Annotated in this window: 11 protein-coding genes and 4 pseudogenes; 10 read left to right on the forward strand and 5 right to left on the reverse strand. The window is 59.3% G+C overall.

Features of this window, described 5'->3' with window-relative positions; all coding sequences use genetic code 11:
• Nucleotides 1–62: 62 nt before the first annotated feature.
• The gene (locus U5G49_RS06845; protein ID WP_026230849.1) at nucleotides 63–1,295 is read right to left on the reverse strand and encodes a serine hydrolase domain-containing protein; all 1,233 of its coding nucleotides are present in this window, start codon (nucleotides 1,293–1,295) and stop codon (nucleotides 63–65) included.
• Between the two features lie 604 nt (nucleotides 1,296–1,899).
• Between U5G49_RS06845 and U5G49_RS06850 the strand changes: the two genes are divergently transcribed.
• Nucleotides 1,900–2,094 (forward strand): hypothetical protein, encoded by a 195-nt coding sequence (locus U5G49_RS06850; RefSeq protein WP_003577126.1) that lies wholly within the window; start codon nucleotides 1,900–1,902, stop codon nucleotides 2,092–2,094.
• Nucleotides 2,095–2,367: 273 nt separating this feature from the next.
• Here U5G49_RS06850 and U5G49_RS06855 read toward each other — a convergent pair.
• Nucleotides 2,368–2,639 (reverse strand): annotated as a pseudogene (locus tag U5G49_RS06855) (hypothetical protein).
• A 216-nt stretch (nucleotides 2,640–2,855) separates the two neighbouring features.
• Between U5G49_RS06855 and U5G49_RS06860 the strand changes: the two are divergent.
• The 4 genes and pseudogenes from U5G49_RS06860 to U5G49_RS06875 all read left to right on the forward strand — a co-directional run.
• A pseudogene (locus U5G49_RS06860) lies at nucleotides 2,856–2,990 on the forward strand (DUF1214 domain-containing protein); the annotation flags it as partial.
• A 2-nt stretch (nucleotides 2,991–2,992) separates the two neighbouring features.
• Nucleotides 2,993–3,160, forward strand: a pseudogene (locus U5G49_RS06865) (HupE/UreJ family protein); the annotation flags it as partial.
• 74 nt (nucleotides 3,161–3,234) lie between these two features.
• Complete coding sequence (locus tag U5G49_RS06870; protein ID WP_376770322.1) at nucleotides 3,235–3,927, forward strand: hypothetical protein; 693 nt, start codon at nucleotides 3,235–3,237, stop codon at nucleotides 3,925–3,927.
• A gap of 93 nt (nucleotides 3,928–4,020) precedes the next feature.
• A complete protein-coding gene (locus U5G49_RS06875; protein ID WP_130728978.1) occupies nucleotides 4,021–4,512 on the forward strand; it encodes an ion channel in 492 nt (163 codons plus the stop codon).
• Nucleotides 4,513–4,617: 105 nt separating this feature from the next.
• Here U5G49_RS06875 and U5G49_RS06880 read toward each other — a convergent pair whose 3' ends face one another.
• On the reverse strand, nucleotides 4,618–5,106 hold the full coding sequence (locus U5G49_RS06880; protein ID WP_193444399.1) for a hypothetical protein: 489 nt from the start codon (nucleotides 5,104–5,106) through the stop codon (nucleotides 4,618–4,620).
• Between the two features lie 299 nt (nucleotides 5,107–5,405).
• Between U5G49_RS06880 and U5G49_RS06885 the strand changes: the two genes are divergently transcribed.
• The 3 genes and pseudogenes from U5G49_RS06885 to U5G49_RS06895 form a co-directional block, all read left to right on the forward strand.
• On the forward strand, nucleotides 5,406–5,759 hold the full coding sequence (locus tag U5G49_RS06885) for a cupin domain-containing protein (RefSeq protein ID WP_018447526.1): 354 nt from the start codon (nucleotides 5,406–5,408) through the stop codon (nucleotides 5,757–5,759).
• Between the two features lie 231 nt (nucleotides 5,760–5,990).
• Complete coding sequence (locus tag U5G49_RS06890) at nucleotides 5,991–8,120, forward strand: bifunctional diguanylate cyclase/phosphodiesterase (protein WP_193444400.1); 2,130 nt, start codon at nucleotides 5,991–5,993, stop codon at nucleotides 8,118–8,120.
• Between the two features lie 154 nt (nucleotides 8,121–8,274).
• A pseudogene (locus U5G49_RS06895) lies at nucleotides 8,275–8,556 on the forward strand (phosphate ABC transporter ATP-binding protein); the annotation flags it as partial.
• 35 nt (nucleotides 8,557–8,591) lie between these two features.
• On the opposite strand, the gene U5G49_RS06900 reads toward U5G49_RS06895, so the two are convergent.
• Together U5G49_RS06900 and U5G49_RS06905 are read right to left on the reverse strand one after the other, a co-directional pair.
• A complete protein-coding gene (locus U5G49_RS06900) occupies nucleotides 8,592–9,836 on the reverse strand; it encodes a cytochrome P450 (RefSeq protein WP_130728980.1) in 1,245 nt (414 codons plus the stop codon).
• Nucleotides 9,837–9,895: 59 nt separating this feature from the next.
• Complete coding sequence (locus U5G49_RS06905) at nucleotides 9,896–11,311, reverse strand: GGDEF domain-containing protein (protein WP_193444401.1); 1,416 nt, start codon at nucleotides 11,309–11,311, stop codon at nucleotides 9,896–9,898.
• Nucleotides 11,312–11,525: 214 nt separating this feature from the next.
• On the opposite strand from U5G49_RS06905, the gene clpP reads away from it, so the two are divergent.
• Together clpP and clpX are read left to right on the forward strand one after the other, a co-directional pair.
• On the forward strand, nucleotides 11,526–12,155 hold the full coding sequence (gene clpP / locus U5G49_RS06910) for an ATP-dependent Clp endopeptidase proteolytic subunit ClpP (RefSeq protein ID WP_003547334.1): 630 nt from the start codon (nucleotides 11,526–11,528) through the stop codon (nucleotides 12,153–12,155).
• Nucleotides 12,156–12,458: 303 nt separating this feature from the next.
• Nucleotides 12,459–13,736, forward strand: a complete 1,278-nt coding sequence (gene clpX, locus U5G49_RS06915) for an ATP-dependent Clp protease ATP-binding subunit ClpX (RefSeq protein WP_017963839.1) — start codon at nucleotides 12,459–12,461, stop codon at nucleotides 13,734–13,736.
• Nucleotides 13,737–13,993 lie beyond the last annotated feature (257 nt).

Genomic DNA, 13,993 nt, shown 5'->3' on the forward strand with positions numbered 1-13,993 from the left:
GCGAGCTTTCGCGGCATCGTCACGTTAATGCTGCTTTTGCTTCTTCTATGGGCTGCACTTCTTCAGGCCCCTGTCAACGCACCATAGACGAGTGCGCGCAGCTCTTTGCGCACAGGAATGGCGCTTGAAGGCAGAAGTTGCGTGAAGAGAATGACAACCATGTCGTCGACCGGGCTTACCCAGAAGAAGGTGCCTGCCGCGCCGCCCCAGCCATAGTCTCCCACCTGCGCCGAAATTTGTGCCTTGGCCGGATCAAGGACGACAGAGCCCAACAGACCGAACCCGACGCCATCAAACTGGGTTTCGGACCAAACTTCGGCTGCCAGCGAGGCAAGATCGCCCGGCAGGTGATTGCACGCCGCCAATCTCAAAGTGCGGGGACTGAGGATGCGTTCGCCGTTGAGTTCACCTCCAGCCCGCAGCATTTCGGCGAACCGCCAATAGTCGTCGATGGTTCCGACGAGCCCGCCTCCGCCGCAGAACGTGTCAACCTTGCCTTGCCGCCACTCCGAAACCTTCGGCGCTTCGTGCAAAGCCATTCCGCCAGCCATGGCCTCATAGAGTGGGGGAAAACGGCTGATCTCAGACCCCGGCACAGAGAAGCCGGTGTCGGTCATGCCGAGGGGCTCGAAGATGCGAGTCGCGAAGTACTTGTCGAGCGTCATTCCGGAAACGACTTCAACGATGCGGCCGATGACATCTAACCCGGTGCTGTATTGCCATTTCGTACCCGGCTCCCATTCCAATGGCAGCTCGGCGATCCTGCACACCATCTTGTCGAGCCCACCGTAGGCAAGGGCGAGGCCGAGTTTTTCTTTGGCATAAGCTTCGCCGAGTATACCGGGGTTCGTAAAAAGGCTTAGGCCAGATGTGTGGGTCAGCAGATGACGGATCGTCATCTTCGTTTTGACGGGCACCGTTTGGTCGAGCGACGTTGCGTCCGGTATCAGAAGTTGCCTATTTTTGAATTCCGGCAGGTAAGTTTCGACCGGATCGTCGAGATGCACGCGCGCCTCCTCGTACAGCATCATCAGCGCTACGGCGGTGACAGGCTTGGTCATCGAGTAGATGCGGGCGATGAGGTCGCGCTGCCAAGGCCGCTTGGCTTCGACGTCGGCGTGCCCGGCGCAGTCGAAAAAGGCGAGTTCTCCATGACGCGCGATGAGCACCGCACCACCCGGCCAGCGCCCGGTGTCGGCATATCGCTGCATCCACCGCTTCAGTCGCGCCAGCCGCGGCTTGTCGAAGCCGAGGTCCCCAGGATCACGAACTGGTTCGCTACCAAATTGACTCATCGCGCAATGTCCTGTCGCAGGCGAAGGCCCTTTGGACAATCCTGCGCTTTCCCCGCATCATTGCAATAGTTGCCTGCTTGTAGCGAGTTCATTGTGCTTCATTTTGGCCGGATTCCCTTCCTTAATCCTGTCGAGATTGGGATACAGGAACGTATGAAGTGTCTAGGGGTATCGCAACCGCTTCGGCGCTCGGAAGGCCCTCGCTCAGCGGCTATTTCTTGCGCGGTTCGTGTGCGGTAGCCTCGAAGGGCTTTCGATGATGGGGTCGGACGAACGTACATCATTTGTTACTTCGCATCTGCGGTAATTGTCATACGATTCAAAACGCTAAATAATAACAAAAATCAGTTGCTTACTCGAAGTTTCTCGACTACGTTTTTTACAGAAGAGTGCCGAAATAACCGGCCCTCGCCGGCGATACTCAGCGGTCGTTTGACCTCGCTTGAGGAGGATGATGACGTTGTTTGTCCGACTTCGTTTCTTCGCAACGGTGCAGCGAGTGCCTCGATCCGATACCGACCTACGACGGCAATCTGACGCGTCGTAAACCCTTTGTTCCACTTTTCTAAGATGGTGCTCCCGTGTGGCGCGCCCGAGGTTTGTTATGCAAAAGCAAGCTGTCGTATTCAACGGTCAGGAAGTCGGGATCGCGGTCCCTGTCGAAAACCGCCTCAAATTCATCGCTGTCCGGTTCAATGTCATCGATTTGGACAACAGGCTCTTCGACACGGTTACCGAAATCCGGCGCGCCATTACTGAGCATCTCGCGTCCAGCGGTCGTGCGATCACCTCGCACTGAATGTCAGGAGATATTCTTCTACGTCATGCGGCGTCCGTCATCGGAGGCCGACATGAACGCAATCCCCATCTGCTTCACTACGCTGCCCGATTACGAGAACTCAAAGGTGAAGAATGGTGGACGAAAGAGCATCAGCCGAGGCGGGTTCAATGCCCCACGTCTCAACCATGAAACTCCCGAACACCATCATCGAACTGAATTCTCTCGTGGCTCCGAGGTCGGATGTCGTGTTGATGTCCAAGCTGATCGGCCAGTGCTCAGGGCTCTTGCTTCCTACTCACGAACTTCAAGCTTGTCGCCATATTTCAAGGGAGCCGACGGCAGTCCTCGCAATTCAACATAATGCCCTCCGCAAAGACACTCGCGGCGGCGGTCGTGCAAACCGAAACGTCCAGTCTCGCGACATGCAGAATTGCATTACCCAGTAGCATATCGCAGGGCTTAGTCTCCACTTCGGCCCCGCCCACGCTATGCGCAGGGACGCCGCGCACGGTCGCCAGCATTCCGCGCTTTCTTAATATGGTTATGTCGGCATCCCTTGTCATGACGATCTCTTCTGCCGCCCGGCCGCCGCTGGCTTCGAACATAGCGTCCCGTACCACCAACTACCCCGTATGTTACCGTTACATACTTGCGCATTCGCGATGCACGGTCACGATGAGTAGCTCCGTGTCCTGAGTCTGCATGACAGAGCCGCTGGATGATAGGTCTGCAACCGAGGGAACATCATGACGGCGCTTAAAAGAACGGTCTCGTTACTCGCAGCCGCGGATGGCTCTACCACGATCTATTTCGGCCCCGATCAGCCGAAATACGTCAAGCGAGGCAACTGGGTGCAGACGGTTCCCGGCAAGGGCTGGTTCACGATCCTGCGGCTCTACAGCCCGCTCGCACCCTTGCGAAACGCCCTTGGCTGGTCGCCTTTGCGTTCGGGCTGCTGCACGGGCTGGGGTTCGCGGGGGCACTGTCTGAACTGGCCCTTCCTTCAGGGGACATTCCGCTAGCCTTGCTGTTCTTCAATGTAGGCGTCGAGATCGGGCAGTTGATGTTCATCGCCACCGTGATCGACAACAGGCGCGTTCAACTGATCAATCTAGGGCTCCTGAAATAGGGAGTGGTCATAATCAAACTGGAGGATGTATGATGCTAAGACTCTCAGCAATAAGCATGATCGCCGTCGCGGCGAGCCTTCTAGCGGCATCGCCTGTCTTCGCGCAGGACGCCATTTCGGCTCCAGCGGAAAAGACGATAGGAGCGACCAAGTCAAAAATGGTGCCGTCGCTTGCCGTGCTGAATTCCGGTGGGGCGAAGCTCGAGGGTGGCAAGCTAACGATGAGTGGCATCTCGGCGGTGTCGATCGTGTTTGCCGACCGCCCGGTCCGATCGGCGGGCCACGTGCTGACCTCCGAGTTCATCAAGCATTGGGGTGAGGGGCCCGACAGCTTCGCGAAGGACCCACCCAACGCGACGATATCGGTACTCAGCGCCAAGGGTGATTCTGTTGCCGACGTGGTGGTCGTCCTGAAAATGCCGAAGCTTGAGGGCGGAGACCTGACGTTCGACGTAGCAGTGCTCGAAGGGGACCTCGCCGGAGCCGATGGGCCCGCATCGCTGTTTATCGACTGGTTCGCGGCACGTGGTCCCTATGGGGGCGTCGCCGTGGGAGGCGCTGGGTTCCGCGCGCCGGTTTGGCGTGGCGGATGGTACGCCCATCCAGGCGCGTACTATGGGGCGGGCGTCGTGGCGGGGGCGGCGATTGGTGCGGCCGCTGCGGAGCGACGTTATTACCCGCCTCCGGCATGTGGCTATTATCCGTATCCGCCCTGCTACTAGCACTCAGGGCAAAGTCCATGCTCGCGCTGGGTTCGGTCGTGGGACGCTGCACGACGCGTCCCACCGCAGGCTGAACACTGAGGACGCAAACGATTGGACCATCTCACCCACCCGAATCCAGTTCTGGAGATTCTTGTCGGCACCGTGTTTTTGATCGTTGTGATCTTTGTGCATGGCGTCGGAATCCGAAGCATCGGGCTTCAGTTCAGCAAGTCATGGGCACACGTCACCCCAGCCACGCCGCATTGGCGGCTGAATTTGAGGCTCGCCGTAACAATCGCCGCGCTAGCGGTTCTGCACTTCGCGGAGACTCTTATTTGGGCAGTTCCCCTGTATGTCAGGGACATTATCCCTTCGCTGCGCGATAGCTACTACTACGTCCTCGAAAGCTATACCACTCTCGGCGAGGGCAACGTCACTCTTCCAGACCGATGGCGTCTGCTCGGTCCTATCATCGGTATGTCGGGCCTGTTCACCTTCGGTTGGACTGCAAGCGTTCTCGTTAGCATCATGACCGATTTTGGCAAGTTCGACCGACTGCAGGCGAGGCGGGAGCGAGTGGAGGAGGGCAAGACGGAGTTGTGAGCAGGCTCGGTCTTCGCGATACGCCTGCACGTTCTCGCCGTCGGCAACGCTACCCGCCCACTGTCCGCCGCCATGCTTTCTGACCAGTGATGCGAAGCGCTTCATTCAGTATGTGTGAAGTCGATCAAGCGCGGCGTGCGGCTTCTTGGCGTCGAGGTCGCGGCGGAATGATGCCACGAGTTCGTCGAGTGTTTCACTGGGTTCGAAAGACTCGATCACCGAGCTGTCGATGTCCTGGCTTACCCCTTCGAACCTGCCAACGGTGATGAAATAGCTGGCCTCGAGCACCTGATCAGCGGGCGTCGTCGCACGGGTGGCGATGGAGCCGCGGTAGTTCCAGAGTTCGCGGAGCAGCTTCGCAATCAAGGACGCCGGGGCGCGCTCAATGAAGGACCTCAGGCGCTTCGCTTTCGACGTGCCGCGCCCGTTGAAGAGGCGGCCTTCAGTCTCTGGGTCGATGCCCAGTCTCTCATAGAAGAAATCGTTGAAGGTCCGGTCCGAAAGATCGAGGACGTAACCTTGGCCCATTTCAAGGGCTAGCTCGAGCTTCTCCCTTTCGGCGCGCGGGATAAGCTGTTCGTAGGTGCGGGTCATGAGCTCTGGAACTCAACGACTACGGTTTCGGAAACAACAACTCTCATCGTCCTCCCCTCGCGGCTGTACGACAGCCAGTTCGGCGCAAGGCAAGGCTGCGATAAATCGTCAAGAAAACAATGGTTTAACTTGCGGTTGCAGAGTTGCTCAAGGGTATTTGACGAAAGGCACATACTTGAGCAAAGGTATGTGAGGAAACAACCAGACGTACATGACGCCTCCACTGAAAAAACTCTACGATTTCAAAGGGGTACGTGTCAAAGGTATGTGACGAACCACATCTGAGATCAGAGGGACCCATGGTGACCACGGCAAATTACATCACCCTCAGCATCGACGGCGTCGAACCCGAGTTCGGCGCCCCGGAGCCCGGCCGGATCATCTCCGGCGATCCGCATTTCCGTACCTGGAATCTGGAGGAGGCCGAAGGCGGCCTCTATTCCGGTATCTGGGAGGCGACACCGGGCAAGTGGCGGATCGTCTACGAGGAGTGGGAATATTTCAGCCTGCTGTCCGGCCATTCCATCGTGACGGAGGAGGACGGTGAGCCGGTTCATCTGAAGGCGGGCGACCGGATGATCCTCAGACCCGGCTTCAAGGGAACGTGGGAAGTCGTTGAAACGACTCGCAAGGATTATGTGATCAAGGTTTGAGCGGGCCAGAAAATCGACGTTGACGATTCCGCGCTTGTCCCGATTTGCGGCGATGATGGCCCGTCTTTCAGCGAATGGCTGCACCTGTTTCCGGGATAGAACGCTTTTAACCATTCCCATTAATCGTGCCTACATCGTCAAATGCTAAACCTTATCTGCAGCGCATTGCGGACATGATGTCTCCTGCCGTCCCACAGACATGGCCTTGCAATTAATCTTTTCGGAATTTGCATGTCGTCGAATCTTGCAGGTCGGCACGTTCGGACCCAGACGTCTTCCATCATCGCGACAACGGTCTGCTTCCTTGTCGTCGCCCTCGTCCTGACTGGCCTTGTGGCACACGTCGTCGTCACGATGACCCGGTCGGCCAACGAGATCGATGATGCCAGGGCCAGTCGCGCCGCCCGCGCGGCAATCGGTGCGTTTGTGGCTCGCCTCGGCGCGACAACGACGGATAACGCCGTATGGGACGATGCCTATAGCGCGATCTCGTCTCCCACTGCCGCGGATTGGGCCTATGAGAATTGGGGAAAGACCAGCGAGGATTACGCGCTTTATGACGGCGCGATCGTGACCGGCCCTGAGCGGTCTTTGGTCGTCTCGGCCTATGCCAAGGGCAAGCCCTTCCAGCCGGGCACGTTTTTCGGGGCAGCCTTTTATCAGCAGATCAATGCGGCTGCAGATCCGGCGAAGGTGCCGGTGGTCAATTTCATCAAGACCGAAAGCGGTATAGCGCTGATCGCCTCGCAGGCGATCCAGCCGTTCGACGCCGCCGTCGAGGTTCCGAAGTTCAGCGTGCTGACTTTCTACAAGGAGTTTACGTCGGAGGTTCTCGACACTCTCTCCAACGAACATGAACTCGAGGGGCTGAGCCTCGAGACGACGCCCAAGCCGGGATCCCTGAATACGCCGATCACCGACATGAAGGGAGCCGTCATCGGCTATCTCGTTTGGCCCAGCAAAGCGCCCGGAAGCGCCGTGTTTCATCAGGTCTATCCTTATCTTGCAGCTTCTACCGTCATCCTTTCGCTATTCTTGATCGGCGTTCTGTTGGTTGGGGCCTCCGAGGCGCGGCGCCTGCGCCAACTGGCGCAAACAGCGCTTTTCGAAGCGGGCCACGACAGCTTGAGTGGCCTGTTGAACAGACATGGGCTTCTCAACCTGCTGGCAGAGCTGGATAATTCTGGCTCTCCGCCACCCCGGCTCCATTTAGTCGACCTTGATGGCTTCAAGGCCGTCAACGATGCCTGGGGGCATGCGGTGGGGGACGATTTGATCCGGTTGGTTTCGAAGGCGCTGACAGGCTGCCACCCCGAAATCATTGCCGTGGCGCGGCTCGGGGGCGACGAATTTGCGCTGGTACACATCGGTTCTGCCACGTGCGGAGAGATCGAAAAGACGATTTTGGCACTGTTTGCCGAGCCCTTCAAAATCGACGGGCGAACGATCGAAATTGGCGCAAGCATCGGAGCCGCTGCTCGCAACGGCGACGTCCCGCCCCTGGAGCTTCTCCGCAGAGCAGACATGGCCCTCTATCGGGCCAAGGCAAATGGCAGAGGCCAGGCAATCGAATACGATCCCGAGCTGGACCGGGAACGCCAACAGGTCGCCGAACTGGAGGGCCTGTTGAAGAGCGCCATCAACAGCGGCGCAATCGAAGCCGTTTTCCAACCTCTCGTCTCGGCTTCGACCGGCGCTGTGACTGGTCTTGAAGCACTGGCGCGCTGGCGAACTGCAACCGGAAACATCAGCCCGGAGATTTTCATTCCTCTTGCCGAGAGGTGCGGCCTCATCGATGCCCTCGGCGTTCACATGCTGAGAACATCGATCGAGCATGCCAAGAGCTGGCCCGATCTGGCATTGTCGGTGAACGTTTCGCCAATCCAGCTCTGCAATCCGGAATTTGCCGCAGAAGTGATCTCGGTCCTGCAGGAGCTTGATTTCAATCCAAACCGCCTGACATTGGAAATCACCGAAGGTGTTCTGATGACCAATCCGGATCAGGCCCGGCGGTCGATAGACCAGCTCAAACGCGTCGGCATTAAGTTCGCGCTCGACGACTTTGGCTGCGGCTACGCAAGCATTGGCGCCTTGCGGCAGTTCGGGTTTGATCGCATGAAGATCGACCGCTCGCTCGTGTGGGCTCTCGACGAAGGTGCAAATGGCGCCGATGTTCTTCGGGCAACCATCTCGCTCGCGACCGCGCTGCGGATTCCGGTTACCGCGGAAGGTATCGAGACTACCCGCCAGGCGGCGATCTTGCGCGATGCCGGCTGCGACCAGCTTCAAGGATATCTGATTGGAAAACCTATGTCGGCATATGACATATCCAGCAAACTGGAAGAAGAGTCAGCTGCATGATGCCGCCAAGATCGTGGCAATATGCTCGGTATTGATGGCCTGTCGCCGGCGTTCCAGCAGAGCGGTGACCGCTGAACACGGCTCCCTTTCATTCGCTGCCCGATGTCCTGACCGTTAACCTGGACCGGTTGCCCTCTGCAGCATTTCAAAAGCCGCGCGTGCCGTGGCGCTTCGCCCCGAGGTGCTTCTCCTCGACGAGCCGACCTCCGCCCTCGACCCGATCTCGACCGCCAAGGTGGAAGAGCTGGTCGCCCAGCTGAAGACGGAGTTCACCATCGTCATCGTCACCCACAACATGCAGCAGGCAAGCCGCATCTCCGATAACACCGCCTTCATGTATCTGGGCGAGCTGGTCGAATACGGCCCGACCGCTGAGATTTTCCAGTCGCCGAAGGTCAAGCGTACGGAAGACTACATTACCGGACGTTACGGTTGATCCTCGCGCGGTGGATCACCTCTGCGAGGGATGGATCACCACTGCAAATCCAGCCGGTCCAGCCCGTGGAAATGGTAGACATCCTTGACCACCGGCGTCTTCGCTAGCCTCAGGCCGGCAAGCCGCTCGAACAGGATCGGCAGCACGACGTTGAGCTCCAGCCGCGCCAGCGGCGCGCCGATGCAGAAATGGATGCCGGCGCCGAAGGAGAGGTTCGCCGCCTCGTTACGATCGGGCCGGAAGGTCAGCGGATCGGTGAATTTTGTCGGGTCGAGATTGGCGGCGGCGAGGATGAGGCTCACCTTGTCGCCGCGCTTGAAGGAGACCCCATCGATTTCCGCAGGCTCCAGCGCCCAGCGCTGGAAGATGTGGACCGGCGCGCAGATGCGCAAGGTTTCCTCGACGGTGCGCTCTGTCGTCGCTTCGTCCCGGAAGAGTTCTGCCGGATCGCAGCCGCTGTCGAGGATGGTACGCACGGAATTGCCGATCTGGTGCACGGTCGCCTCGTGCCCGGCATTGAGCAGCACGATCGTCGTCGACACGAGCTCCTCATCGGTCAGATACTGGCCCTTGTGCTCGGTATGGATCATGTGGGTCAGCAGGTCGTCACGCGGTTCGGCGCGGCGTTCTGTGATGACCGTTTTGACGTAGTCGGAAAATTCCTTCGCCGCCTGTTCGGCCTCCTCCTCCTGCTCGCGCGTGCGGCCGAACATGTACATGCGAACATAGGCGTGCGACCAGGTAAGCAGTTGCGGTCCCATCTCTTCGGGAATGCCGATCATGCGGGCGATCATGGTCACCGGGATGATGTCGGCAAAGGCCGAGAGTAGCTCGACCTCACGCTTCTCCGCGAAACCGTCGATCAGCCGGTTGGCGAGTTCGGCAAGCTCCGGTTTCATCTTCTCGACATGGCGGGAGACGAAGGCGCGGTTGACGAGCGTGCGCAGCCGCGTGTGCTCCGGCGGTTCGAGTTCGAGCAGGGAATAACGTTCCGAGAGATCGAAACTGGCAAGATGCGGCATCGGCTCGGCAAGGCCGAGCTCCTCGCGGCTGGCGATATGCAGGATCTGCCGGCCAAAGCGGCGGTCGCGCAGCAGGCCGTTCACATGGTCGTAACCCGTGAAGAACCACTGCTTCTGCTCACTCCAGTAGAAGGTCGGGCAATGGGCGTGAAGTGCGGCATAGACGGCATTCGGGTTGCCGTAGAAGGCCGGATTGCGGCCGTCCAGCGAGACATGGCGGTTGGCGCGGTCGATCGAGAGAAAGGATGGGATCATCATGCCACGAGGCTTATCGGATTTGCCGAGCCTCGGAAAGATGCGGGGTGAGGGATCCCGGACTACCCGGCCCGTGACAGCGTACCCATGCGTCGCAGCGCCTCGACCTGGTCGTCGACCGTCGGCACGAGTTCGCCGGCGGTGCCGCTCGGCGTGGCCGGTGCCGGGGCAGCGGCCTCCGCTTCGCCGAAGGTGACCGTGCAGTTGCGGCCGGCCGCCTTCGCCGCATAGAGCGCCCGGTCGGCGGCCGAGATCAGTTTGTCGATATTAGCTTCGATCGAGGAGGCAAGCGCGATGCCGATGCTGACCGTGACCGGGACGATCGCTTCGCCGGTGCTGACGGGAAGGCGGCAGAATTCGGTGCGGATCGCTTCGGCGATCGCCTCGGCTTCCGTCTGGTCCGTGACTGCGGCGAAGGCGGCGAATTCCTCGCCGCCCATGCGGCCGAAGATGTTGTTTGGAATATACTGGCGGGCCATCCGCGCGAATGCGGTCAGCACGGCATCGCCGGATTGGTGGCCGAAACGGTCGTTGACACGCTTGAAATGGTCGAGATCGAAGAGCATCACCGCGACCTGGCGCTGGTCGTCATGGGCCTTTTCCTGGATGCCGTCGAAATAGCCAAGCAGGCCGCGGCGGTTGAGCACGCCGGTCAGCGAATCGGTCAGGGTGAGCGCACGCAGGTGCCGTTCGGAGCGCTCCATGATCAGCCGGCAGGTGAACGCGAAGGCGATGGTCAGCAGGAAGGCGCTGGCCATGGCGGAGGCGCCGCCGAGATTGGTCGCTTCGATATCGCTCGGCAGCGTCAGCGCCATCATCAGCGCTGAGCCGAAGCACAGGCAGCCCTGGATGACGAACACGCCCATCAGCTTGACGCGGGTACGCTCGCGGCGCATGTCGCCGGCGGCGACCGCCATAGCAAGTGCCGTCGCACCTGTCGCTGAAGCAAGGTTATAGAGCACCACCCGGTTTGAATAATCGCTGTTGACCCAGGGCAGGAAGACCCCGGCGAGCCAGATGACTGGCGGCAGCAGCGCCCACCATTCGATCCGCTTGCGGTCGAGCGCCAGAAAACCCGCCACCCAGGCGCTCTGGCCGAGCAGCGCGATGGCATTGCCTGCCTCTATGGAAAGCACGCTGGGGATTTCGCCGCGCAGCGCGACCATCGCAAAGCCAATGCCGGTCAGGAGGAAGCCCAAGCCCCAATAGAGATAGGCCTCGTTCCTGACGTTGTGGCGCCAGGCGACGAACAGCACCAAAGCGAGCGTCATGGCCTCGGAACACCAGATAGCGAGACCTGTAGCAATATTGAACACGGCAGCAACCCCTTGTCTGTCGGTTCTCATCCTTGCCGAGGAAGCTCGCCAGTTCCTTAATGTCGCTGCGCTGCGGCATTGTTTCAGGCCGATATCTGCCGGTAGGCTTTCCGTTGGGTAAACGTGCATGAGCACAGTCGAATAGAGTAAGCCTTCCTTCACACTGTCATGGAGAAAAGCCGGGGGAGATCGTAGCAAGGGCTCGCCGTTAACAGGCGTTTGGGGGAAAGAGGCTACCTGGAGCCGCCTTGCCCCGCCTTCTTAACGTTATCCTCATGCGTGTCTTGAAGAGGAGGGCCGGGACACTCTATGTAGGGGTAAGACATTTTTCTTTGATTCCCGGCGCCGGCCGGCGAGACGTTGACAAAGGACGCACATGAGAAACCCAGTCGATACCGCAATGGCCCTCGTGCCGATGGTCGTGGAACAGACCAACCGCGGTGAACGCTCCTACGACATCTATTCCCGCCTGTTGAAGGAACGCATCATCTTCCTGACGGGTGCCGTCGAAGACCATATGGCGACGCTCGTCTGCGCCCAGCTGCTCTTCCTCGAGGCCGAAAACCCGAAGAAGGAAATCGCCCTCTACATCAATTCGCCCGGTGGCGTCGTCACGGCCGGCATGGCGATCTACGATACGATGCAGTTCATCAAGCCCGCGGTTTCGACGCTCTGCATCGGCCAGGCCGCATCCATGGGCTCGCTGCTGCTGGCTGCCGGCCACAAGGACATGCGCTTTGCCACGCCGAATTCCCGCATCATGGTGCACCAGCCCTCGGGCGGCTTCCAGGGGCAGGCCTCGGACATCGAGCGGCACGCCCGCGACATCCTCAAAATGAAGCGCCGCCTGAACGAGGTCTACGTCAAGCACACCGGCCGCACCTACGAAGAAGTTGAAAAGACGCTCGATCGTGACCATTTCATGGATGCGGACGAAGCCCAGAGCTGGGGCGTGATCGACAAGGTTCTGACGTCGCGCCTCGAAATGGAAGGCGAACAGGCCTAGTAATTAATAGGGATGGTGTTTTTGTCGCCACAGTTCTATCCCATTTGTGATTGAACAGGGGCTTTCATACGGCGACGAAGACGCTAATAGTAACTATTAATGCTATGTTGAATTTTTATGACATAGCATTCGGCATTCGAAGGGGAATTCGTTGCCGCCGGAACCCGGACATGATTGATTGGGCCCGGTTCGTACCCCCTGAAGCCCTTCTCGGCAAAGGCTCCGGAAACGGAGTGCCGCCAGGAGCTGATAGAGTGGACCGCGATTTCGCGTTGAAATGCGGCGTGCTGGAAGGAAAGTGATATGAGCAAGGTCAGCGGCAGCAACGGCGGCGACTCCAAGAACACGCTTTATTGTTCGTTCTGCGGAAAGAGCCAGCACGAAGTCCGGAAACTGATTGCCGGACCGACCGTCTTCATCTGCGATGAATGCGTCGAATTGTGCATGGACATCATCCGCGAGGAGAACAAGTCCTCGATGGTCAAGTCCCGTGACGGCGTTCCGACGCCCCAGGACATCATCAAGGTCCTCGACGAATACGTCATCGGCCAGCGGCAGGCGAAGAAGATCCTGTCGGTCGCCGTTCACAACCATTACAAGCGCCTGGCGCACGCCTCCAAGAACGGCGAAGTCGAACTGGCGAAGTCGAACATCATGCTCGTCGGCCCGACCGGCTGCGGCAAGACCTATCTTGCCCAGACGCTCGCCCGCATCATCGACGTTCCCTTCACCATGGCCGATGCGACGACGCTGACAGAGGCCGGTTATGTTGGCGAGGATGTCGAAAACATCATCCTGAAGCTCCTGCAGTCGGCCGACTACAACGTCGAGCGCGCGCAGCGCGGCATCGTCTACATCGACGAAGTCGACAAGATTTCGCGCAAGTCCGACAACCCGTCGATCACCCGCGACGTCTCGGGCGAGGGCGTGCAGCAGGCACTGCTGAAGATCATGGAAGGCACGGTCGCTTCCGTTCCGCCGCAGGGCGGCCGCAAGCATCCTCAGCAGGAATTCCTGCAGGTTGACACGACGAACATCCTGTTCATCTGCGGCGGCGCCTTTGCCGGCCTCGACAAGATCATCTCTGCCCGCGGCGAGAAGACCTCGATCGGCTTCGGTGCGACCGTCAAGTCGCAGGATGACCGCCGCGTCGGTGAGGTCCTGCGCGAACTGGAGCCTGAAGATCTGGTCAAGTTCGGCCTCATCCCTGAGTTCATCGGCCGTCTGCCGGTTCTGGCGACGCTTGAAGACCTCGATGAGGACGCGCTGATCCAGATCCTCTCCGAGCCGAAGAACGCGCTGATCAAGCAGTATCAGCGCCTGTTCGAGATGGAAGACGTGGAACTGAACTTCCACGAGGACGCTCTGCGCGAAATCGCCCGCAAGGCGATCGTGCGCAAGACCGGCGCCCGCGGCCTTCGCTCGATCATGGAGAAGATCCTGCTCGACACGATGTTCGAATTGCCGACGCTGGAAGGCGTGCGCGAGGTCGTCATCTCCGAGGAAGTGGTGCGCGGTTCGGCCCGTCCGCTCTACATCTATGCCGATCGCCAGGAAGAAAAAGCCAACGCTTCGGCTTGAGCTTGGGCTTTCGTGTGATTATTTTGGGGGCTTGCCATAGGCAGGCCCCTTTCTATTTGAAAAACCATGCGAAGCGCTGCTAGTATTTGCCGGTGGGAACCGACATTGCCTTTGCCGATGTTGCGCAAGGGGTAGTGCTTGGCAATCATGCAATGATTCCGTAAGTCTCTTGCTGGCGTTTGTATTTTAGCCGGGTCGGAAGTGGTAAGCGCCGGTCCAGCCACGCGCTTCATAGTGTTGGCGTTCCGTTGTAATAA

It is taken from the genome of Rhizobium indigoferae, assembly GCF_034554815.1.
Lineage (GTDB): Bacteria > Pseudomonadota > Alphaproteobacteria > Rhizobiales > Rhizobiaceae > Rhizobium > Rhizobium leguminosarum.